Here is a 22,037-nt window from a genome sequence, read left to right as displayed (position 1 = left end):
ACCGCGCACACGCCTATGCCTTGGCCGCTGCGAGCCTGGCGCGCTTGTCGGCGAAGGCGAGCGCGTCCGCCCAGGTGCCGCCCTTACCGATCTGGACGCGGTACTTCATGATCTCCGTCTGCCCGTTGACGGTGAGCGCTCCGATGAGCCGGTCACCACGGCGATAGAGGGCGACCCAGCGCCCGGATCCCGGATCGCCGGGATCACCGTCCACGACCCGCACCTCGTCGGCCTGCGGAGAGCCGACGAACTGGATCCGTACGTCGTACCAGTCCGACCAGAAGTACGGAACCGTGCCATAGGGCTTCTGGTTCCCAGGATCGATCGCGTTGCGAGCGGCGGCGGCCCCCTGCTCGGCCGCGGCCGTCCAGTTCTCCATCCGCTGACGATCACCCAGCACCGGGTTGAGCCAGTTCGCCACGTCGCCGGCGGCGTAGACGCCTGGAACCCCTGTCCACAGGTGCTCGTCGCAGACCACGCCGTTGTCGAGCTGTAGGCCGGAGCCCACCAGCCAGTCGGTGTTGGGGATGATGCCCACGCCCACGACGACCAGATCCGCGTCGAGGACGGTGCCGTCGGCGAGCACGACGCGCTCGACCTTGCCGTCACCCTCGAGCCGGTCCACGCCGACGCCGCAGCGCAGAGTGGTGCCGTTGTGCTCGTGCAGCGACGCGATCGCCTGCCCCATCGCATCCCCGGTGGCACGCACCAGGGGCGTGGGCAGTGCCTCGACGACCGTGACGTCGAGGCCACGCTTCCTCGCACCGGAGGCGACCTCTGACCCGATGAACCCCGCACCGACGACGACGGTGCGGGCACCATCGTCCAGCGCCGCGCGGACGCCGAGGGCATCGTCCAGGGTGCGCAGTGGGTACACCCCGGACATACCGTCGGTGCCGGACAGCAGACGCGGTCTCGATCCGGTGGCGATGATCAGGGCGTCGTAGGGCACCTCGCGGTCTCCCACCGAGACCACGCGGCGATCGGTGTCGAGACCGGTGGCCGGGCTCCCCAGCATCAAGGTCACCCCGACCTCGTCGCGCAGGTGTGCCTCCTCACGGAAGAACGGCGCCTCGGGTTCGGCCTCGCCAGACTCCAGGAACGCCTTCGACAGCGGCGGACGGTCGTACGGCACGTGTGGCTCGGCACCGATGAGCGTGATCGCGCCCTCGAAGCCGGCCTTACGCGCCGCCTCGACCGCGCGGAGGCCGGCAAGGGAAGCGCCGACGACGACCAGGTTGCGGATGCTCATCTCACTGCTCGATCCGCAGGGCTTCGGTGGGGCAGCCGCTCACTGCCTCTTCGATCGACTGCAGGTCGTCGGGGGCGATCTCCGACTCCAGCAGCACCAGGTCGCCGGCGTCGTTGACCTCGAAGTAGTCCGGTGCCAGGGACTCGCAGATGCCGAGGCCGGTGCACTTGTCGTAGTCGATGCAGATCTTCATGATGGGACTCCACGTCTCGTTGTGATGGTTCAGGCGGGCAGGAACGCCGATGCGATCTCGTCGACCACGATCTCGGCGGTCTCCGCGCAGGCGGTGGTGCCGCCGTTGGCGTACTCCTTGACCGCGTCGCCGACGTTCCACAGTCCGGCGAGCGGTGTCGTGTGGGGCAGGTCATAGCCCGCGACGGCTCGCTGCGGGGGCCAGCCGTCGCGGGTGATCGTGGTGGAGAGGATGCGCGCGCGCTGGTCGAAACCGGGCACGTGCTCACGCAGATCCTCGAGCAACAGCTCGGTCTCGGCAGCCTCGTCGAAGTCGCCGACGGCCGGCTCGGGGACGGCGGTGCCGACGTAGAGGTTCCACCCCTCGGGCGCCATCTCCGGACAGAGGTCGGTGAAGTTGGCGATGTAGGCGAGCCGACGCGACTTCGCGAAGCTCAGCATGCCCGGCATCTCCACCAGCCGCTCTCGGCTGGCGAAGTTCACCGTGATCATCGCGCAGGGGCGATTGCGCTGGGTGACAAGCTCGACGTAGTCGGCGGGGAGAGTGTCGGCGCCGACCAGGTCCACGGTCGCGTACGGGCCGATGTCGGAGACCACGACAGGCGCGGTCACCGTGACGGTCTCGCCGTCGCGCTCGACCTCGACGCCGCGTACCGCTCCGTCCTCGGCAAGGATGCGGGTGACCGGGGTCGACATCCAGGTGGTGCCACCGTGGTTCTCGTACGCCTCACGAAGCGCTCGCCACAGCCCGATGGTGCCCTCGGGGTGGAAGCCGAAGCGCTTGAACGCGCTCTTGCGAGTGAAATAGGTGAGGAAGACACGCGCGGGGAGCTCCTCGGAGCTGACCGCGAAAACCGAGGCACACATGTTGCGGAAGATGCCGTGGACGCCCTCGTTCTTGGTGAACTTTCGCACCCAGTCGGCGGTGGAGATCTCGTCCTCGGGCAGTCCGGAGTCTTGGCGGGCGGCGCCGAGGCCCTGGACGATCTTCGCACCCTGCCGGGTGAGCTTCTCCAGGAGGAAGCCCCAGCCGCCGCCGGTGACGTCGACGTCCTTGCCCTTGATCCGGTAGAGGATCGGCGGGCTGGGCTCACGGATCTCGAACTTGGCGCCGACCTCCTCGCACGTGCGCTGCGTGATGCCGCCGACCTCGATGACGATGGCACCGTCGTTGACCTTGAATCCATCGATCTCGGTGGTCGAGGCACGGCCGCCGACCTTGTCCAGGCTCTCGAGCAGGAGGGTGCGGTAGCCGCGGTGCGCGAGCCGTGCGGCGGTGAAGAGGCCACCGGCGCCGGCGCCGATGACGATCGCGTCGTAGTCGTGTGTCATAGGATCTTCTCCTCGTTCTCAGTAGGACCGCGGCAGGCCGAGAGAGGTCTGCGCGACGAAGTTGAGGACCATCTCGCGGCTCACCGGAGCGGTCCTCATCAACCGGGTGACGAACCAGAGCTCCGAGAGCCCGTACTCCTGCGCGAGACCGTTGCCGCCGTGGGTCTGGATCGCCTGGTCCAATGCGCGCAGCGCGGCTTCGGACGCGGCGTACTTGGCGATGTTGGCCGCCTCACCGACACCGGAGGACTCGAGGTCGGCGAGATCGGCGGCGTGCCGCGTGGCCAGCCGGGAGACCTCGACGTCGATATGAGCCTGCGCGAGCGGGTGCGAGACGCCCTGGTGCGCGCCGATCGGGGTGTTCCACACCTCTCGTTCCTTCGCGTACGTCGCTGCGCGCTGCACCGCGTAACGGCCCACTCCCCCACAGATGGCACCCACCAGGATCCGTTCGGGATTGAGTCCGCTGAACACCTGCCGCAGACCGTCGCCCGCCTGTCCGACAAGCGCGTCCTGGCCGACGTAGACGTCATCGAGGAAGACCATGAACTGCTTGTCCGGGGAGACGATCGACGTCGGGATCTCCTGCATGGTCAGGCCGGGAGTGTCGGTCGGCACCACGAAGATCGACAGGCGCTTTCGATCGCCGTCGGACAGGTCGTCGTCGCGGGTGATCAGGAGCAGCGCATCCGCCTGATCGATGGCGGAGATGTAGTACTTCTGCCCGGAGATCCGCCACCCCTCACCGTCGCGACGTGCCACCGTCTTGAGGTTGTGACTGTTCGAGCCGGCGTCGGGTTCGGTGAGCCCGAAGGCCATCTTCCGGGTGCCGTCGGCGAGCTTGGGCAGCCACGCCTTCTTCATGGCGTCATCTGCGTGCGCGGCCAGGATGCTGCCGCAGATCGCCGGCGAGATCACCCAGATCAGCAGCGGCATGCCATGGGCGGAGAGCTCCTCGACGACGACGACCGCCTCGGCCATCCCGCCGCCGCCACCGCCGTACTCCTCGGGCAGATGCACTCCCAGCAGACCCGCCCGGCCGAGCTCGGACCACAGCTCGTCGATGTCACCTCCAGTGCGTCCGCGCTCGAGGAAGTACGAGGCGCCGTAGCGCTCGGCGATCGCGGAGACGCTCTCCCTGATCGCCTTGTGCTCGTCGGAGTCGTGGATCAGACCTGACATAGTTTCTTACCTGCCTTCGAAGGTCGGGCGGCGCTTCTCGAAGAAGGCCGTCAAGGATGAGGTGGCGTCGTGGGTGCCGCCGGTGGCGATGACGCCGTCGGTCTCGGCACGGAGCTGGTCCGACAAGGAGCTGTTCCACGTCTCGCGAAGTAGACGGCGTTGGATGGCGTACGCCTTCGTCGGGCCGGAGGCGAGCCGGCGGACCAGGGTCCTGGCATGCTCACGCAGCTCGGCTGCGGGGACGACCTCGGCGACCAGGCCCCAGTCCAGGGCGGTGGCGGCGTCGACCCGAAGGTTCTCCAGATACATGCGACGGGCGCGCGCGGCGCCAACCAGACGCGGCAGGTGCCACGTACCGCCACCATCGCCGGAGAGCCCGATGCCGCTGAACGCGGTGGTGAACACCGCATCGTCGGCAGCGATGACGATGTCTGCCGCGTACATGTACCCAAGGCCACCCCCAGCGACGGACCCCTGAACCGCGGCGACGATGGGCACCTCGACACGAGAGAGGATGCGGAACGCTTCATGGAACGGTTCGGTCATCCGTCCCGCCAACGCGCCGAGTCCGCCGGGAGGCGCGCTCGTGAAGTACTCGATGTCCCCACCGACGGTGAAAGCCGGACCGTTGGCGGCGATGAGGACAGCGCGAACGGTCGGATCGGCAGCGATCGCCCGAGCCACGGCCAACGTCTCTTCGCCCATCACCAGGTCGATCGCGTTGCGCTTCTCCGGGCGGTTCAGGACAACCGTCGCCACGCCATCCGAAACCGCGTACTCGAATCGGCTCAGTTCGTCGACCGTAGGACCAGGATGGGCGGGAGCCTCCAGCCGCTCGGCACCGTCCAGAGCGGCGTGCCATGGTGCCGAGTCGGTGATCTGGGTCAGCGAGGCGATGCCGTCACCGTCGAAGGTGAGCAGGTGCACGAATGCGGCCTCGACGGGGCGGCGGGTCGCTCGAGCGTTGCCCCGGTAGGTGCCGGTCACCTGGAGCCCACTCTCCCCCACGAGCGCGTACGTCTCCGGCTCCGCCCTCACCCGGAAGGCGGCACCGAGACGCCACCAGAAGTCGCGCCTCATCGCCTCCGGACCGGCGTAGGTCCCGCCGAGTCCCAGAGGCAGACCAGCGGTCGTGCGACCCACGAATGCCGGCGAGAGGACCTCGGTCACGGTGTCGGCGTCACCGGTCTCCAGCGCCTTGTAGAGGCGTTCGGCGGTAGCCCGGACGGTGTCCAGATCGATCATCACAGCTGTCCCTTCTCTCGTGAGACCACGCTCACGAAGCTGACGCAGGCGCCGGGTCGGCCGCCCAGGTTGTGGGTGAGCGCGACGCGTGGGTCGGCGAGCTGGCGCACTCCGGCCTCCCCGCGCAGCTGTAGCCAGGCCTCGTAGAGCATGCGGAGGCCACTGGCACCGACGGGGTGCCCGAAGGACTTCAGGCCGCCGTCGATGTTCACCGGCAGGCGTCCGTCGGCATCGAAGTCGCCGGCGAGCATGTGCTTCCAGGACTGCCCTCGGGTGGAGAAGCCGAGGTCTTCCATGAGGACGATCTCGGTAGGAGTGAAGCAGTCGTGGACCTCGGCGAAGGAGATCTGCCGGGCGGGGTCGTCGATGCCGGCTTGCGCGTAGGCGTCCTCTGCCGCGCGGACCACCTCGGGGAAGGTGGTGAAGTCGTACGCCGGATCCATCCCTCCACGACCTGGCCCGGCGGCCAGAGCCAGTGCCTTCACATAGATCGGCCGGTCGGTGTAGTCGAGAGCGTCCTCCGCACGGACGATCATCGCCGCGGCGGCCCCGTCGGAGACTCCCGAGCAGTCGAAGACCCCGAGCCTTCCCGCGACGATCGGCGAGGACTCGATCTTCTCCTTCGAGACCTCGGCCTGGAACTGTGCCTTCGGGTTGTTGGCGCCGTTGCGGTGGTTCTTCCAGGCGACATGGGTCATCGCCTCACGCATCTGGTCCTCGGGCACGCCGTACTTGGCGCAGTAGGCCGGGTCGAGCATCGAGAAGGCGGCCGGCGCGGTGAGCGATAGCTCGGGGCTGGTGCCGTCCGAGGGCGGGTCGCTCCGCATCAGCCCGGAGAAGCCGGAGTCCTTCAGCTTCTCCACGCCGACGGCCATCACCCGGTCGTACGCTCCCGAGGCCACGGCATAACAGGCGTTGCGGAACGCTTCGGACCCCGTCGCGCAGTAGTTCTCGACCCGCGTCACCGGCTTGTCGATCCCGAGCGGCCGGCTCAGAGTCAGCCCGGACTGTCCTGATCCGAGAGTGCCCAGCCAGTAGGCGTCGATGTCGTCGCGACTCACACCGGCCGAGTCCAGGCAGTCGACGACCGCGTCGACGGCGAGGTCGTCGGCCGAGGACCCCCACAGCTCTCCGAACTTGGTGCATCCCATCCCGACGATCGCCACCTTGTCGGCGATCCCTCTGCTGCTCATGATTCCTCCTCACCCGAGGACTCCGGCGGTGTGAGAACCTGCCGGGCCTTCCAGAAGTAGTTGGCGACGCCGCCGGCACTGAACAGCCGCCGGAAGGTGAACTCGACCTGGGCCCCGACGGCGAGCTCCGCCGCCTCCGCATCCGCCACCTCGAAGGTCGAGCGGCCACCGCCATCGAGGTTCACGACGACCTCGACGACCGGCGGAGAGGGCGAGTAGGCGAGCCGGTCGACGGTGTAGGTCGCCACGGTGCCCCGCAGGCCGGCCACGGGCAGGGACTCCATGGCGTCCACCGCGCCACACTCCCGGCACACTCGTGCGGGCGGAAGGTGGACGAATCCGCAGGAGCTGCAGCGACTGCCGCGCAGCGAGTACTTCCAGCCCTCCGCGCGGAAGGTGGGAGGTGCCGCCGGACGCTCCGGCGCCGGACGGCGCGGGACCTCTCGTTCGAGAAGGCCCCGCCAGGACAGATAGGTGGGGTACGGCACCGGCCGCCCGCCCGCAAGCTGCGTCGCGATCGTCGAGCCCGACAGTCCCGCACCCAGCACATCTGTCGTCCTGAAGAGGAAGGCATCGGCGCCGTCCGCAGCCGAGACGGCGAGAACCGTCTGCTGCGGCTCTGCTCGCTCGAGCACGTCGACCAGCGCGATCGCCAGGTCGGCGGCCCCGCTGAACCCAACCGGCGAAGTCCCGGTGGACACGGTCCCCTTAAGCAGGCTCCCGACCCGCTTCGTCACGGCGCCGTTGGGGCTGACGATCACGACATGGTCCGCCTCGGCGAGCCCGGCCTGGGCAAGGCAGTCGGCCGCGACCTCGGTGATGAGCTCGGCGTAACGCTCGAATCCGAAGCGCTCCTCCCACTGCTCTCCGGTCAGGCTCGTGGGCTCTCGCCAACGGTCCAGGAACTCGGAGGTGCGGCTCGACGTCGTCAGCAGCTCGGCGACGACATCCCCCTCTCCGAAGAGCAGCGCGGCACCCGCGTCCGCACCGCTGCGCTCATCGGACGAGCCCGGCTTCCCGATTCGTACGTCCGCGGAGAGCACCAGCCCGCCGGCTGACGCGGCGAGCCGGATGGCCGCTGCGGTGGAGCGGCCGGTGCCGATCACATCCACGGCAGGCACCGTCGACGGCAGGTCAAGGGCCGCGTGGATCGCGGTGGCGTTCGTGCGGTCGAGGTAGGTGGGTGTCGATGTCGAGAACAGCACCTGTGAGGGGGTCTCGAGCCCCGGTGTCGGGCGTAGCGCTCGTGCCGCGGCGACAGCCATCGTCGTCGCGTCCTCGTCGAACGCCGCGCACACCCGTGGGCGACGAACGCCGCTGTCGGGCGCAAGGCGGTGCACGGGCACGTACCCCGCGTACGCCAGGAGACCGGTGCTCATGCCCCTACTCCTCTGAACAGGGCGGCCATGCCCTGGCCACCGCCGATGCACATCGTCTCCAGTGCGAGTCCGCCGCCGCGGCGGTCGAGCTCGCGCAGCATCGTGGTCATGATGCGTACGCCGGTGGCGCCGATCGGGTGCCCGAGGGAGATCCCGGATCCGTTGACGTTGAGGCGGTCGTCGACCTCGTCGAGGCCGACTCCCCAGCCCTTCAGCACGGCGAGCACCTGGGCGGCGAACGCCTCGTTGATCTCGATCAGGTCGAGGTCGTCGAAGCCGACACCGGTGCGGTCGAAGAGCTTGCGGACCGCACCGACGGGACCGAGGCCCATCGTCGCCGGCTCGCACCCGACGGCGGCCCAGCCCTCGAACCATCCGATCGGTTCCAGGCCGAGCTCCTCGAGCTTGTCCTCGGCGACCACCAGGCACGCCGCGGCAGCGTCGTTCTGCTGGGCCGAGTTGCCGGCGGTGACGGTGCCTTCCGGCATCAGCGCACGAAGCCGAGCCAGTGTCTCCATGCTGGAGTCCGCCCGGATGCCCTCGTCGTGGTCGAAGAGGACCGGGTCGGTACGCCGCTGAGGGACCTCGACAGCGACCACCTCGTCCTTGAAGGCGCCCGACTCCCATGCGGCGGCGGCCCGTTGGTGGCTGCGCACCGCGAAGGCGTCGGACTCATCCCGGCTGATGGCGTACGTCTCGGCGAGGTTCTCCGCGGTCTCGATCATCCCGCTGATCTCGCCGAACCGCCACGACGGCTGCGAGCGCTCGCGGCCGCGATCGAGCCGGTCGTAGAGCGTCTGGTTCCCCGAGCGGGAGCCCCAACGTGCGGTGGTGGTGTAGTGCTCGATGTTGCTCATCGACTCCACACCGCCCGCGAGGACGACATCGGCGGCACCGGTCTGGACGCACATCGCCGCGGTGACCACGGCCTGCAACCCACCCCCGCAACGACGATCGACCTGCAGACCGGGCACCTCGATCGGGAGTCCCGCATGCATCGCTGCCCAGCGGCCGATGCAGGGAGCCTCCGAGTTGGCGTAGGACTGGGCGAAGGCGACGTCCTCGATCCGGGCTGGATCGATGTCGGTGCGGTCCACGACCGCCTTGATCACCTCGGCAGCCAGATCCTCGGCCTTCACCGGCCGTAAGGTTCCACCGAACCCTCCTACCGCCGTGCGGACCGGCTCGACGATGGCGACACGTCTCAGACTCGTTGACACTCCAGTTGCTCCTCTCAGAACTCTCGTCAGACCGCTGCGGCCAGCACGCCGTCGGCTGCCTGTTCCAGCGCGGCACGATGCGTGGGATGGGCGATGGCGATGAGGCGCTCGGTGCGCTGTGCGAGGGTCGTTCCCCTCAGGTCCGCGACACCCTGCTCGGTGACCACCACGACCTGCTCCGAGCGTGGCGTCGAGACGGGTCCGGACAACCGCGGAACGATGGTGCTGTGGCCCTCCACCTGTGATGGCAGGGCCACAACGGGAAGTCCTCCCTCGGACCGTGCGGCACCGCGCAGGAAGTCGACCGCCCCGCCGACTGCGCCGACGTAGCGGCCGGAGATCTCCTCGGCGTTGATCTGTCCGGTGAGGTCGACCTCGAGCGCGGCGTTGACCGCGACCAGCGACGGCATCGCGGCGAGCACCTCGGGCTCGTGGGTGTATGACGTCGGCCGGAGACTGACGGCAGGGTTGTGGTCGGCCCATGCGAAGAGCTCTGCGCTGCCACCCAGGAGCCCGGCAACCGCAACTCCGGTGTCGAGCCTCTTGCGTACGCCGGTGGCGACCCCCGCCTCCACGAGCCGCATCGCGGCGTCGGTGAACAGGCCGGAATGGATGCCGAGGTCACGGCGGTCGAAGAGCTCGCCGAGCACGGCCTCGGGCAGCGCGCCGATGCCGAACTGGAGGGTGGCGCCATCAGGTATCAGCGCGGCCACCTGCCGGGCGACGGCCAGCGTGGTCTCGTCGCGCCGGGGCACGGCCACCTCCGCCGGCGCGTCGTCGGCGACGACTGCTGCGGCCCAGTCGGCGGCGGTGAGCGTGCGGGCCCCGGGCGTGCGCGGAACCTGAGGCGAGATCTCAGCGATCACCACCCGCGCGGTGTCCAGCGCGGCGGAGAAGTAGTCGTCGGCCAGGCCGAGACTGTGCCGCCCGTGCTCGTCCGGCTCGGAGACCTGCACCAGCACGACGTCGGCGTGCAGCGGCCCGGCGGTCAGCAACGCGGGCAGGTCGGAGTAGTGCACCGGCCACACCTGGAGCCGCCCGGCCGCATGGAGGGTGGCGTTGCTCCCCGAGCCGCAGTAGGAGTGCACCTCGACCTCATCGGGCACCGTCTCGACGGTGACCGACGACGCCGCCGGGATGCCGACGAAGCAGCGCAGCGCGCCGATGACCGGTGCCTGCTCCATCAACGCCCGGGTCAGCGTGCGCGGCTCGGCGCACATCTGTCCCCAAACGACCGTGTCACCGGGTCGTACGTGCGCCGTCAGGTCGATCGTCATGAACGGTCTCTCCAGCGGTCGGCCGACGGATCGAGCAGTTCGGTCAGGTGGCCGTCGGCGAGCCAGATGATCGTCTCCAGCTCGAGCGCGTCCAGGAACCTCACCCGGCCGGTGCGCAGATCGGTCAGACGTAGCCGTGCCGAGTTGCCCTCGGCGTCGACGTCGACCGCCACCTCGGCGAATTCGTTGCCCACGACCGGACCTACACCGGGGATGTCGTCGGGGCCTCTGTCCCCCATGCGGATATTCATCGTCGTCCGCCCTTCACACCAGGAAGGCGAGCGTGGGGATCGGCTTGTCGTTGTCGACGAGCACGACCTTCTTGTAGGCCAGCCTGATCTCCCCGTCGACGCGACGCAGCCGGTAGGTGACCCGGCCGCCCCAGAGCTCGTTGACACGCAGGCGCGACTCGTAGGCCAGGAAGTTGGCTCCCACCTCGAGGTCCACCCCACCAGCAGAGTTGGCGCGGCCGCCGAGCAGCTCGATGTTGCCGATGATCCGGCGCAGGTCCGAGGGCGGAGCCTGGGCATACCGCTTCCCGGTCCGGACCTGCTTCATCCTGGTCGCGATGCGGTTGCGGTTGTCGTAGATGACCGCGACGTTGGTCTCGGGGTCGACGTCAGCACCGTTGGCCGGGACCCAGTAGAGGGCGTCGTCGGTCCACAGTGCCTCCCACGCGTCGTAGTCGTTCTCGTCGGCATGACGGGCCTCGCGGTAGAGGAACTGGGCGACAGCGCCGTAGTCCCACTCGTCGGGAACAGGGAGCAGTGCGCGCTGCTCCACTTCGACGATGCTCATCACGCCTCCATCAGGGACTTGTAGTGCTTCCAGAAGCCACGCATGCCGGTCTCGTCGGTCGCGGCACCGGTCGTGAATCCGGCCTCGTCGACGACCTCGCGCACCAGACCCCGACGTACGTCGAGCCACTCGGGATCGAGCATCGATACGCCGCGCTGGTTGCGCTCATACATCTCGGTGTCGTCGGCGAGGAGCATCCCGGCCGGGCCGACCGAGCCGATCGACTGCGAGATCATCCGGCGATTCATCTCCTCGCCGCCGGCGAGCTGGACGGCCGTGGCGTACTGCGTGCACTCGCCCACTGCGGTCGGCTGGATGTTGAAGACCTGGATCTCGGCGATGAACAGGTTCGGGAAGATCATCACGTGCGGGGCGCCCTCGATCATGCGGCGCTCCGCGTCCTCCCCGTACGCCTGGCGCATCGCCTCCACGTAACGCGGGACGCGGTCAGGCTTGGTGCCGAACCAGCGCATGGGCTCCGCGAAGGTGCGGAACTCGGGGCGCAGGTCGTTCTCGCTGTGCCCGCCGCCCAGCGCCCGGGTGACCGCGGTCGAGGCGTCGCTGTAGAGCGCTCCGATCGGGCTGCCGGTCACGCCGAAGATCGACCCGTGGACGAACTGCGGGTGGTAGCCGTCGGTCTCGTTCTCGGCGAGGAACTTCCAGTTCGCCCGCGTGCGGTGAGCCAGCCAGCCCGCGTCGAGCCTGACCTCCCCCTCCGGGGACAGCCCGGCCAGGCGGTCGATCTCACCGGCGGCAGCGCCGAGGTGTTCCTCCAGGCTGGGCCCGTCGGCGGCCATCGACCCGAAGACGAAGCCACGATAGGAGGCGACCCGTGGCACCCGGCCCATGCCGAGCTCCAGCTTGTTCTTCCCGCCGTAGCCCTTGTTGTAGGGGTAACCGAGCAGCTCGCCCGTGTTGCGGTAGGTCCACCCGTGGTAGGGGCAGCGGAAGGAGCTCGAGTTGCCCTTCGCGTCGTCACAGACCTGCAGGCCGCGGTGCGCACACCGGTTGACCAGCAGGTGGACCTCGCCGTCCTTGTCGCGCGTCATCACGACGTCCTGCGTGGCCAGCCGCTTGCGAACGTAGTCGTTGGGCTGCGGCACCTCGCTCTCGTGACCGACGAAGACCCAGGTCTTGAACCAGATCTTCTGCAGCTCCTCGGCGAAGATCGCCGGATCGGTGTAGAGCGAGCCGTGCACCTTGTCGGCCCGAACCAGCCGATCGTAACGGCCCTCGTCGGCAGGCTCGGCCGTCTCGGACGACAGCATCGAGGTCATGGACACCTCCTCAGATTGTTTAATCGAAATTAGATTAACACGCACTCGCGATATCGACCAGCCGGAACTTCTGGACCTTCCCCGTGGGCGTGGTCGGCAGCTGCTCGGCGTCGAGGAAGATGACCTTCTTGGGAACCTTGAAACGCGCCAGGCGCTCCTTGCAGTACGCCACGACCTCCGCCTCCGTCAGGTTCGAGCCAGGGGTGCGCACGATGACGGCGCAGCCGATCTCTCCCCAGCGGTCGTCGACGAGACCGATCGCGAACGCCTGGCTGATCTCCTCGTGAGCGTCGAGGACGTCCTCGACCTCCTTGGGCATGACCAGCTCTCCCCCGGACTTGTAGAGCTCCTTGCTCCGTCCCGTGAGCTCCAGATATCCGTCCGGTCGCACTCGACCCAGGTCGCCCGACCTGAGCACGCCGTCGGCACTCAGCACCTTCGCCGTCTCCTCAGGCTTGTCGAAGTAGCCGGCCATCGTGGTGGGTCCGTGCGAGATCAGCTCACCGGTCTCCCCCGGTGAGAGCGAAGCCCCGGAGACGGGATCCGCGGTCTCGTAGACGACCAGGTCATCAGTGCCCGGCACCCCGGCGCTGCCGGCCATCTTGGGCCGGCCGACGGTGGTCGAGCTGAGGATCAGCGGGTCCTCGGGGCGAGTCAGAGTCATCGCTCCCCCACACTCCGTCATCCCGTATCCGGTGACGATCTCGCTGACCCCGAAGAGCGCCTCGACCTTCTCCCACAACCACACCGGCGCAGGCGCCGAACCGCACAGGATCGCGGTCAGCGAGCTCAGGTCGTGTCGCTCGCGTGCCGGGCTCTCCACGATCGCGACCGCCATGGTGGGCACGCAGAGGATGTCGTTTGCTCGGTGCCGCTCGATACCGGCCAGGTAGCCCTCGGGCGAGAAGGAGGTCTGCGGCACGATCGCGCCCCCGACGAACATGGCCGACAGCAGACCCTCGACGTAGCCGAACATGTGATAGCACGGCAGCGAGAAGAGGATCCGGCGGCCGTCGTCGTACGCCCGGGTGAGCGCCGAGGCGAATCCGGTACGCAGCACAGCGTCGTGGCTTACCAGCACGCCCTTGGGCGAGCCGGTGCTGCCAGAGGTGTAGAGCATGTCGCCCAGGTCCTCGGGGGCGTGGCCGCCGCCTCGGCACGCGCCGGGATTGGCCCGCCCCAGGGCGAGCAGATCCGCGTACGTCTGCGCTCCCGCGCGCTCACGGCCATCGGTGGACAGCACCGCGACCTGAGCGAGCTCACCCAACTCGGGCTCCGTCTCCCAGCCGGGTGTCAGCTCATCGAGCATGCCGAGGTAGTCCAACCCGGCGAAGCCGCTCATGGTCAGCAGCACCGAGCATCGAGACTGTCGCAGCACGTAGCCGAGCTCCTCGGCCCGGTAGAGGTAGTTGAACGGGATCGCCACCGCACCGGTGCGAGCGATGGCGAACTTGAAGGGGACGAACTGCGGGTAGTTGGCCATCAGCATCCCCACCCGGTCGCCAGGGCCGACCCCGAGCACGGCCAACGCATCGGCGAGCACTCGTGACTCCTCGGCGACATCGGCGTACGTCAGCGTGAGCTCGTCGGTCAGGACCAGAGGCCGGTCGGCGTACGTCTCGGCACATGCGTCCAGCCACCCGTCGAGCGTGTGCGGCGTCCAGGTCGCGAACCGCTCTCGCAGGCTCGCGCGCCTCTCTTCGATCGTTCTCATGTCGTCGCTCTCCTTGTCTGCCACTGCTCAGAGTTCACGGAACGCGCCGGAGAGCACCTGCTCGACGGCCTTGAACTTGCGCACCTTGCCGGTCGGGGTGACGGGGAGGTCACCGGATAGGAACCATCGGGCCGGCACCTGGTAGGGCGCCAGGTGCTCGCGGGCGAACGCCTCGAGACGTTCACGCAGGTCGACGGCCGGGTCGCCCTTGGTCCGCACCAGGGCTGCGACGACCTCTCCCCAACGATCGTCCGGCAGGCCGACCACGACGGCTTCGGCCACCTCGGGGTGGGCCACGAGAGCGGTCTCGACGACGGCTGGTGAGATGTTCTCTCCGCCTCGGATGATCAGCTCCTTGAGCCGTCCCGTGACGGTCAGATATCCACGCTCATCCATCGACCCGAGGTCACCGGTGTGCACGAACCCCTCTGCGTCTATCGTCGCCAGGGTCGCCTCCTCGTCGTGGAGGTAGCAGATCAGCTGCTGGGGCCCTCGCGCACAGATCTCCCCCGACGTGCCCAGCGGCAGCACCGCACCCGTCGCCGGGTCCACGACCTTGCAGTCGACCTGCGGCAACGGATGCCCGACGGTCTCGAGCTGATCACGACGGGTGTCACCAGGTCGAGTGGTGGACAGGACCGGGGCGAGCTCGGTCTGGCCGAAGAGGTTGATCACTGTGGCACCGAACGTCGTCTCAGCCGCCTCGATCATCGTGGCCGGCACGTTCGAAGCGCCGCCCATGACCACGTCGAGCTGCGGTGCGGCTTCAGTTGAGGCGGCCTGCGCCTCGAGGAGCGCGCCGAGAACCGCGGGCACGTAGAAGAGCACCGTCGCTCGCTCCTCGCGCAGCGTGTCCAGCACCGGCCCGGGGACGAACCGGTCGACGAGGATCTCGGTGCCGCCGATCCAGCACGGGCCAAGCGTGCCGATCACGCAGGCTGCGGTGTGGAACATCGGCAGCGGGTTCACGCAGACCGCGCCCTCGCGAGCCTCGACCGCACGCATCGTGAGATGCGCGTTGTTGACGAGCGATCGGTGTCTCAGCAGGACCCCTTTGGGGCGGCCGGTCGTCCCGGAGGTGTACTGCAGCATCACCGGAGAATCGGGATCCGTGGGCGCGCTGGCGATGACCTCCTGGTCGACGTCGGCCGGACACCAGATGTCGGTCTGCTTCAGGTCGATGGTGACCAGCTCGGGGAAGCTGGAACGGATCTGCTGGACCACATCGGCAAGGTCGTAGTCCCGGCTCTGGCTGGCATGGAGCAGCACGGTGCTGCCCGAGTGGCTCAGCGCGTACTCCAGCTCCGACTGGCGCAGCACGGGGTTGAGCGCGACGAGCGTGACCCCGGCCAGGGCGGCGCCGTACTCGATGATGGGCCACTCCACGATGTTGGGAGCCCACAGGGCGACCATGTCGCCGGGCCGAGCCACACGCGAGAGGCCGGTGGCGACTCGGCATGCCTCCTCGTAGAGCCGGGCGTAGGTCAGCCGATCGGTCTCACCGGTGTCGTGACGTACGCCGACGAGGGCGAGCCGGTCGGGGTGCTCGGCTGCGCGGGCGGCGAGGAGCCCTCCGACCGTGAGGTCGGAGAGCGACACACTGGTGTCGGCGGAAAGATATGACTCGGTGAGCCGTGCGGGTTCGAGCTGTGAACCGGTCGTGGGGACTGTCATAGGGACTCCTGGTGACTGACCGCGCCGAAATGCGCGGTCCGCTTCTCTCGGAAGGCCGCGGCTCCCTCGGCGAAGTCATCGCTGCCGAAGAGCCTGACCTGGTGCTCGACCTCGAGCTCGAGCATGTCGAGCGGCGCCCGTGGGCTTCCGCTCAGCATCAACTTGATGGCCCCGAGAGCCAGTGCCGGCCCGGCCGCGAGCCGGGATGCGTCGTGAAGGGCGGCCGCGAGGACCTCGCCGGCAGGAACGATCTCGTCGACAAGCCCCGCGGCCAGAGCCTGATCGGCGTCGATGCGCTTGGGAAGCAGCAGCATCTGCCGCGCCCTGGCAACACCGACCCGTGCCGGCAGGCTCGCGAAGATTCCCATGTCCCCTGCCAGGCCCACACCGGTGAACGATGCCGAGAACGCCGACGAGTCGCCGACGACGATCCGGTCGCAAGCCATGGCCAGAGACAGACCCGCACCGTACGCCGCGCCCTCGACAGCGGCCACGACCGGCTTGGGCGTACGCCAGATGGCGCGGACGACCCGTTGCGCGGCCTCGGCACGGCTTCTCGCCTCGTCCGGAGGCATCCGCCGCATGGTCGCGATATCTCCGCCGGCGCAGAACACGTCGCCGGCGCCGGTGATGATGACAGCTCGTACCGACGGATCGAGGTCCGCCTCCTCGAGCGCGTGGGCGAGTGCGATCCGGAGCGGCATGTCGATGGCGTTGCGCACCTGCGGACGGTTGAGGGTCAGGACTCGAACGGCGCCTTCGTCGGCGGCGACCACGACCTCCGGGGTCGCCCCACCTCGTGACGGGTCGGTCATGATCATCGCCCCTCGAACGCGGGGGCTCGGCGTTCGATGACGGCAGCCAAGCCCTCACGTGCATCGGCGGTTCCCGAGAGCTCCGAGACGACTCTCGCCTCCTCACCGAGACGTTCTTCGATGGTCGCTCCCAGGCCCGCCCAGACCAGCCGTTTGGTCGCGGCCAGCGCGAGCGGCGCCATCGCGGCCAGCTCGCCGGCGAGCGCGAGGAGGCGCTTGTCCAGCTGGTCGTCGTCGACGACCTCGTTCACCAAGCCGATGGCGAGCGCCTCGTCCGCGGTGAGCGTGGGGTTGAGGAGGAGCAGCTCCATGGCCTTGCGCGCACCGACGATCTGGGTGAGCGTCACGCTGGTGCCACCATCGGGTGCCATCCCCACTCTCGCCGCGCCGGAGAAGATCCGCGCCGACCGGGCGGCAACCACGAGGTCCGAGGCGCAGACCAGGCCGAGCCCACCACCTCCCGCGGCGAAACCGTGCACCCCAGTGACCACCGGTGCCTTGAGACGCAGCAGCGACGCAGTGGCGATCTGCAGCCACGCCGTCGCCTCGCGCAGGTAGTCCGGAAGACCCTCCCCCTTAGAAGCGAAGGTCTTCACATCGCCACCGGCGCAGAAGTTCGGGCCCTCACCGCTGAGCACTACGACCCGCGTGCGCGGGTCGCCGTGGCAGGAGAGCACGGCATCGTTGAGTGCACGCAGCAGTGTTGCGTCGAGACCATTGGCCGCCTCGGGGCGGTTGAGACGGATCCGGGCGATGCCGTCATCGGTGATGTCGAGCAGAACGGGGTCGCTCATCCTCGGCTCCTCGTGTCGAATGCGGCGACGCCGGCTCCCCCGGCCTCGCCTGCGATGTGGTGCACGACGGCGTCGAGCTCGCGCGCCAGTCCGGACTCGAGGTCAGCTCCCAGGCCCTCGTTGACGAGACGCTTGATGCCGACCACCGCGTCGCGGCGACGAGCGGCGAGGTCGGCCACGAACGCCGCGACACGGCCCTCGAACTCCGTCGCGGACCATGACGCGTACGCCAGGCCGAGTTCCACCAGCGTCGGGCCATCGAACCGTTCCCCGCCGAGCAGGATGCCCAGCGCCCGCTGACGTCCAACAAGCCGCGGCAGCCGCTGGGTGCTGCCACCGCCTGGAATCTGGCCGAAGCGGATGTGGTTGTCGCCGACCTTGACGTCGTCGCGGACCAGCACGAGGTCGGCAGCCTGCATCAGCTCGAACCCGCCGGCGGTCGCGGCTCCCTCTACGACCGCGACCACCGGCGCCGGCACCTCCGCAACAGCGCGGCAAGCCGCGCCGAACGCCTCGAAGAGCGGACGCAGCGCCTCGGGTCCCTCGGCCCGTAGCCGCTCCACCTCCCCGAAGTCGCCGCCGGCGCAGAAGGTGCCCCCCGAACCCCGAACGACCACGACGTGGACGTCCTCACGCGAGCCCAAGGTGAGAATGGCCTGTTCCAGCTCGCGTGCGAGCTCGATCGTGATGGCGTTGAGCTGATCGGGGCGGTCCAGAGTGATCCGGGCGACATGGTCGTCGGTGACCTCGCTGCGTACGCTGCTCACATCCCTCGCCCCCCGCCGACCTCGAGCACCGCGCCGGTGACGTAGCCGGCCAGATCTGAGGCCAGGAAGACGACAGCGCCGGCGACCTCGTCGGGCTCGCCCGCGCGACGCACCGGGATGGTCGCCTCGGTGGCGGCCATGGCCTCCGCGCTCATCGCCGCGGTCATCGGCGTTCGGATCAGGCCCGGCTGCACGGCGTTGACGCGCACGCCGTGGTGAGCGACCTCCTTGGCGGCAGCCTTGGTCAGGCCGATGATGCCGGCCTTGGCAGCGGAGTAGTTGGTCTGGCCGGGATTGCCGATCTTGCCCGACATCGAGGAGATGTTGACGATGCTCCCGCCTCCGTGCTCGCGCATGAACGCCTGGGCGGCGCGCACGCCGAGCCAGGTGCCGCGCAGGTGCACGCCGACGACGAGGTCGAAGTCGTCGACCGTCATCTTCTTCAGCGAGGCATCCCGAGTCACGCCCGCGTTGTTGACCCAGATGTCCAGACCTCCGAGCTCTTCAGCGGCACGGTCGGCGACCGCTTGGACGTCGGCCTCACTGGTGACGTCGCAGCCGACGGACGCCGCACCGGACAGGCCGGCCGCGGCCTCCGCAGCGCGCTCACGGTCGAGATCGGCGATGAGGACGCTCGCGCCGTGCTCGGTGAGCCGCCTCGCGATCGCCAACCCGATACCCTGGGCGCCACCGGTGACAACGGCACGCCGTCCAGTCAGCAGCCCGGTCATCAGGCCACGTACCGCACGATCGACTCGACGACCGCTGCGGGCTTCTCGAAGCCGTCGATCTCGACGGTTGTCGTGACGGTCGCCTGCACCGCACCGTCGAGCGGCGTCACGTCGGTGACGATCGCCGAGCCGCGCACCTTGGAGCCGGCAGGTACAGGACTCAGGAAGCGCACCTTCCCCAGTCCGTAGTTGAGCGCCATCGCGACGCCGCGGACCTCGTAGAGCTCGTGCCAGACCACCGGCAGCAGCGAGAGGGTCAGGAACCCGTGCGCGATGGTGCCGCCGAACGGTCCCTCCTTGGCGCGCTCAGGATCGACGTGGATCCACTGGTGGTCACCGGTGGCCTCAGCGAACCGGTCGATGCGCTCCTGGTCGACCTCGATCCAGCCAGATGTGCCCAAGTCGGTGCCCGCAGCACCAGCGAGCTCCTCGATGCCTTCGAAGATCTTCACGACCTGCTCCCTGTCGTCGGTAGTATTTGAATCGAATCTAGATTAGATTCCCCGGTGACGTCAATCACAGGAGGCAAGATGGATCTCAACCTGGACGGCGCACGGGTCATCGTCACCGGAGGCGCCTCGAACATCGGCCGCGGAATCGTGCACGCGTACGCCCGCGAGCACAGTCGGATCCTCATCGCCGACATCGACCGCGAGCAGTCCACACGTGTCCAGGCCGAGGCGCTCGAGCTCGGCGCGGCCGAGGTGCTGGTCTCCCCCGCCGACCTCACCCTCCCGGACACCTGCGAGACGGTGGTCGCCGACTGCGTCGAAGCATGGGGCGGCGTCGACGTACTGGTCAACAACGCGGGCTGGAGCAAAGGTGAGTTCCTCGCCCGCGATGACGACCGAGCGCGCTGGCAGCGACTGGTCGAGATCAATCTGTACGCCGCGATCGACATGACCCGCGCCGCCGTGGCCGCCATGCGCAGCAACGACGCCCGAGGCGGGTCGATCGTCTTCGTCGCCAGTGAGGCAGCCTTCGGCCAGATCCGACAAGGCGTCTACGGCGCGACCAAGGCGGCCGAGGTCGCCCTGGCCCGCACCACCGCGCGCGAGCACGGCCGACACGGGATCCGCGCCAACATCGTCTGCCCGGGCCTCGTGGTCCCCGAGGGCGAGAACGCCGTCGGCTCTGACAGCCTGTGGGCAGGCGGCAAGGACGGGGTCTTCAATGACGAGCAGGTCGACTTCCTGCTCAAGGACACACCCCTGCAGCGCCTGACCACAGCCGAGGATGTGGCCAACACTGTTGTCTGGCTCTCGTCAGACACGGCCGCACGACAGGTCACCGGCCAGCTGGTGGCGGTCAGCGGCGGATACACGATGCCATGAGCACCGAGCCGGGCACCGCATCCACGGTCACCCCAGACGTCACCCCAGAGATCCACGTGACCGGCAACGCCCGAGAGCGTCTGCTGCTCGCCGCCGCGAGCGTGCTCGCCGAGCGTGGCTACGGACAGACTCGCCTCGGCGAGGTGGCCGCGCTCGCCGGCTTGAAGCCTCCTGCGATCTACCACTACTTCGGCTCCCGCGAGGACATGATCGCCGAGGTCATGCGCGTGGGCCAGCAGCGCGTTCGGGCCCATGTGGAGGATGCCGTGTCGCAGATCCACGGCTGCGCGCTCGACCGCATCGACGCCGCGGTCGCAGCTCATCTCGAGATCCAGCTCGAGCTCTCCGAGTTCGCCGCGGCCGTGACCAGAAACGCCGGACACACGCCCGGCCGCGTCCGCGCGGCACTGAAGGAGGAGTCCGACGCCTACCACGAGACCTGGCGCCGCCTCATCGCCGATGCCCGCGCATCCGGCGAGATGCGGGCAGACCTGGACCCGACGATCGCCCGGATGCTCGTCATCGGCGCTCTCAACTGGGCCGTGGAGTGGTGGACGAAGGGGCGGCCGATCGACGCTCTCACCTCGAGCGCACAACGGCTCGTTCGACAAGCACTCTCGAGCTGACCCGATCCTCGTCATCGTCTTCCACTACGATCTTTTTTATTCTAGATTAGATTCACCACATCAAGGAGGAACCCCCATGCCCGAGGCTTACATCGTCGACGCAGCCCGCACCGCTGTCGGACGTCGCAAGGGCGGCTTCAGCGACGTACATCCCGCCGACCTCGCCGCTCACGTCATCAAGACGGTCGTCGACCGCAACCAGATCGACCCCGCCGCGATCGATGACGTCGTGCTGGGCTGCCTGGACAACATCGGCGCCCAGGCCGGCGACATCGCCCGCACCGCCGCGCTGGCCGCCGGACTGCCGGAGACGGTGCCGGGCGTGACCATCGACCGACAGTGCGGCTCCTCGCAGCAGGCGGTCAGCTTCGCTGCGATGGGCGTCAGGAGCGGCTTTCAGGACCTGGTCGTCGCCGGCGGGGTGCAGAAGATGACGCAGTTCCCGATCCTGTCCGCCTTCGGCGCCGGCGAGCCCTACGGATCGACGGACCCGTGGACCGGCTCGAAGGGCTGGGAGGCCCGCTACGGCACCCAGGAGATCTCTCAGTTCCGCGGCGCCGAGATGATCGCCGAGAAGTGGGGCCACAGCCGCGAGGACACCGAGAGGTTCGCGTTCGAGAGCCACCGGCGCGCCCTCGCCGCCATCGACGGCGGTCATTTCGACCAGGAGATCATCGAGTACGTCGGGGTGACCCAGGACGAGGGACCCCGTCGGGACACCACGCTCGAGAAGATGGCAACGCTGCCGACGCTGGTGCCCGACGGCGTACTCACTGCCGCTGCCGCCAGCCAGGTCTCCGACGGCGCCGCCGCCCTGCTGATCGCCTCCGAGGACGCGGTCAATCGCTACGGGCTGACCCCGCGCGCCCGGATCCACCACGTCTCGGTCCTCGGGGACGACCCGGTGATGATGCTCACCGCACCGACCCCGGCCACGCAGCAGGCTCTGAAGCGAGTGGGCATGACCATCGACGACATCGACGCCGTCGAGATCAACGAGGCCTTCGCCCCGGTCGTGCTCGCCTGGCTCCAGGAGATCGGGGCCGACCCGGCGAAGGTCAACCCCAATGGTGGTGCCATCGCCCTGGGCCACCCGCTCGGCGCCACCGGAGCCCGGCTGATGACATCGCTCCTGCACGAGCTCGAGCGCACCGGCGGGCGCTACGGCCTGCAGACGATGTGCGAGGGTGGCGGCCAGGCCAACGTGACCATCATCGAGCGTCTCTGATGGCCGG

At 68.8% G+C, this 22,037-nt stretch carries 22 protein-coding genes; 3 read left to right on the top strand and 19 right to left on the bottom strand.

Features of this window, described 5'->3' with window-relative positions:
* Nucleotides 1–13 precede the first annotated feature (13 nt).
* From ACIO3S_RS25715 to ACIO3S_RS25625, 19 genes are read right to left on the bottom strand one after another with little or no spacing between them, the layout of a single operon-like run.
* Nucleotides 14–1,252, bottom strand: a complete 1,239-nt coding sequence (locus ACIO3S_RS25715) for an NAD(P)/FAD-dependent oxidoreductase (protein WP_400468763.1) — start codon at nucleotides 1,250–1,252, stop codon at nucleotides 14–16.
* 1 nt (nucleotide 1,253) lies between these two features.
* Complete coding sequence (locus tag ACIO3S_RS25710) at nucleotides 1,254–1,445, bottom strand: ferredoxin (protein ID WP_400468761.1); 192 nt, start codon at nucleotides 1,443–1,445, stop codon at nucleotides 1,254–1,256.
* 29 nt (nucleotides 1,446–1,474) lie between these two features.
* Entirely contained in the window at nucleotides 1,475–2,776 is a 1,302-nt protein-coding gene (locus ACIO3S_RS25705) for a phytoene desaturase family protein (protein ID WP_400468759.1), read from the bottom strand.
* Nucleotides 2,777–2,794: 18 nt separating this feature from the next.
* Nucleotides 2,795–3,958, bottom strand: a complete 1,164-nt coding sequence (locus ACIO3S_RS25700) for an acyl-CoA dehydrogenase family protein (RefSeq protein ID WP_400468757.1) — start codon at nucleotides 3,956–3,958, stop codon at nucleotides 2,795–2,797.
* A gap of 6 nt (nucleotides 3,959–3,964) precedes the next feature.
* Nucleotides 3,965–5,203 (bottom strand): enoyl-CoA hydratase-related protein, encoded by a 1,239-nt coding sequence (locus ACIO3S_RS25695; RefSeq protein WP_400468755.1) that lies wholly within the window; start codon nucleotides 5,201–5,203, stop codon nucleotides 3,965–3,967.
* Nucleotides 5,203–6,396, bottom strand: coding sequence for an acetyl-CoA acetyltransferase (locus ACIO3S_RS25690; RefSeq protein ID WP_400468753.1), 1,194 nt, complete (start codon nucleotides 6,394–6,396; stop codon nucleotides 5,203–5,205). The genes ACIO3S_RS25695 and ACIO3S_RS25690 overlap by 1 nt, the downstream gene beginning before the upstream one ends.
* Nucleotides 6,393–7,775, bottom strand: a complete 1,383-nt coding sequence (locus ACIO3S_RS25685; RefSeq protein WP_400468751.1) for an OB-fold domain-containing protein — start codon at nucleotides 7,773–7,775, stop codon at nucleotides 6,393–6,395. Before ACIO3S_RS25685 ends, ACIO3S_RS25690 begins: the two co-directional genes overlap by 4 nt.
* Nucleotides 7,772–8,995: an acetyl-CoA C-acetyltransferase gene (locus ACIO3S_RS25680; RefSeq protein ID WP_400468749.1), complete on the bottom strand. Its 1,224-nt coding sequence runs from the start codon at nucleotides 8,993–8,995 to the stop codon at nucleotides 7,772–7,774. The genes ACIO3S_RS25685 and ACIO3S_RS25680 overlap by 4 nt, the downstream gene beginning before the upstream one ends.
* A gap of 26 nt (nucleotides 8,996–9,021) precedes the next feature.
* Nucleotides 9,022–10,272, bottom strand: a complete 1,251-nt coding sequence (locus tag ACIO3S_RS25675; RefSeq protein WP_400468747.1) for an acetyl-CoA hydrolase/transferase family protein — start codon at nucleotides 10,270–10,272, stop codon at nucleotides 9,022–9,024.
* Nucleotides 10,269–10,511, bottom strand: coding sequence for a hypothetical protein (locus ACIO3S_RS25670; RefSeq protein ID WP_400468745.1), 243 nt, complete (start codon nucleotides 10,509–10,511; stop codon nucleotides 10,269–10,271). Before ACIO3S_RS25670 ends, ACIO3S_RS25675 begins: the two co-directional genes overlap by 4 nt.
* Before the next feature lie 25 nt (nucleotides 10,512–10,536).
* Nucleotides 10,537–11,070 (bottom strand): aromatic-ring-hydroxylating dioxygenase subunit beta, encoded by a 534-nt coding sequence (locus ACIO3S_RS25665; RefSeq protein WP_400468743.1) that lies wholly within the window; start codon nucleotides 11,068–11,070, stop codon nucleotides 10,537–10,539.
* Entirely contained in the window at nucleotides 11,070–12,347 is a 1,278-nt protein-coding gene (locus ACIO3S_RS25660; RefSeq protein ID WP_400468741.1) for a Rieske 2Fe-2S domain-containing protein, read from the bottom strand. Before ACIO3S_RS25660 ends, ACIO3S_RS25665 begins: the two co-directional genes overlap by 1 nt.
* Before the next feature lie 34 nt (nucleotides 12,348–12,381).
* Nucleotides 12,382–14,061, bottom strand: a complete 1,680-nt coding sequence (locus ACIO3S_RS25655; protein WP_400468739.1) for a class I adenylate-forming enzyme family protein — start codon at nucleotides 14,059–14,061, stop codon at nucleotides 12,382–12,384.
* 27 nt (nucleotides 14,062–14,088) lie between these two features.
* Nucleotides 14,089–15,735 (bottom strand): class I adenylate-forming enzyme family protein, encoded by a 1,647-nt coding sequence (locus ACIO3S_RS25650; RefSeq protein WP_400468737.1) that lies wholly within the window; start codon nucleotides 15,733–15,735, stop codon nucleotides 14,089–14,091.
* Nucleotides 15,732–16,550 (bottom strand): enoyl-CoA hydratase/isomerase family protein, encoded by an 819-nt coding sequence (locus ACIO3S_RS25645; protein ID WP_400468736.1) that lies wholly within the window; start codon nucleotides 16,548–16,550, stop codon nucleotides 15,732–15,734. The genes ACIO3S_RS25650 and ACIO3S_RS25645 overlap by 4 nt, the downstream gene beginning before the upstream one ends.
* Before the next feature lie 2 nt (nucleotides 16,551–16,552).
* Nucleotides 16,553–17,344: an enoyl-CoA hydratase/isomerase family protein gene (locus tag ACIO3S_RS25640; protein ID WP_400468734.1), complete on the bottom strand. Its 792-nt coding sequence runs from the start codon at nucleotides 17,342–17,344 to the stop codon at nucleotides 16,553–16,555.
* Nucleotides 17,341–18,111 (bottom strand): enoyl-CoA hydratase/isomerase family protein, encoded by a 771-nt coding sequence (locus ACIO3S_RS25635; protein ID WP_400468732.1) that lies wholly within the window; start codon nucleotides 18,109–18,111, stop codon nucleotides 17,341–17,343. Before ACIO3S_RS25635 ends, ACIO3S_RS25640 begins: the two co-directional genes overlap by 4 nt.
* Entirely contained in the window at nucleotides 18,108–18,842 is a 735-nt protein-coding gene (gene fabG, locus ACIO3S_RS25630; protein ID WP_400468730.1) for a 3-oxoacyl-ACP reductase FabG, read from the bottom strand. Before fabG ends, ACIO3S_RS25635 begins: the two co-directional genes overlap by 4 nt.
* Nucleotides 18,842–19,294: a MaoC family dehydratase gene (locus ACIO3S_RS25625; protein ID WP_400468728.1), complete on the bottom strand. Its 453-nt coding sequence runs from the start codon at nucleotides 19,292–19,294 to the stop codon at nucleotides 18,842–18,844. The genes fabG and ACIO3S_RS25625 overlap by 1 nt, the downstream gene beginning before the upstream one ends.
* A gap of 78 nt (nucleotides 19,295–19,372) precedes the next feature.
* Between ACIO3S_RS25625 and ACIO3S_RS25620 the strand changes: the two genes are divergently transcribed.
* From ACIO3S_RS25620 to ACIO3S_RS25610, 3 genes are all read left to right on the top strand, one after another.
* On the top strand, nucleotides 19,373–20,176 hold the full coding sequence (locus ACIO3S_RS25620) for an SDR family NAD(P)-dependent oxidoreductase (protein WP_400468726.1): 804 nt from the start codon (nucleotides 19,373–19,375) through the stop codon (nucleotides 20,174–20,176).
* The gene (locus ACIO3S_RS25615) at nucleotides 20,173–20,802 is read left to right on the top strand and encodes a TetR/AcrR family transcriptional regulator (protein WP_400468724.1); all 630 of its coding nucleotides are present in this window, start codon (nucleotides 20,173–20,175) and stop codon (nucleotides 20,800–20,802) included. Before ACIO3S_RS25620 ends, ACIO3S_RS25615 begins: the two co-directional genes overlap by 4 nt.
* Nucleotides 20,803–20,878: 76 nt before the next feature.
* Nucleotides 20,879–22,030 (top strand): acetyl-CoA C-acetyltransferase, encoded by a 1,152-nt coding sequence (locus tag ACIO3S_RS25610; RefSeq protein WP_400468722.1) that lies wholly within the window; start codon nucleotides 20,879–20,881, stop codon nucleotides 22,028–22,030.
* Nucleotides 22,031–22,037 lie beyond the last annotated feature (7 nt).

Source organism: Nocardioides sp. NPDC087217 (assembly GCF_044744805.1).
Taxonomy (GTDB): Bacteria; Actinomycetota; Actinomycetes; order Propionibacteriales; family Nocardioidaceae; genus Nocardioides.
The sequence above is the reverse complement of the archived record's forward strand: the minus strand, read 5'-3'. Positions and strand labels throughout refer to the sequence as shown.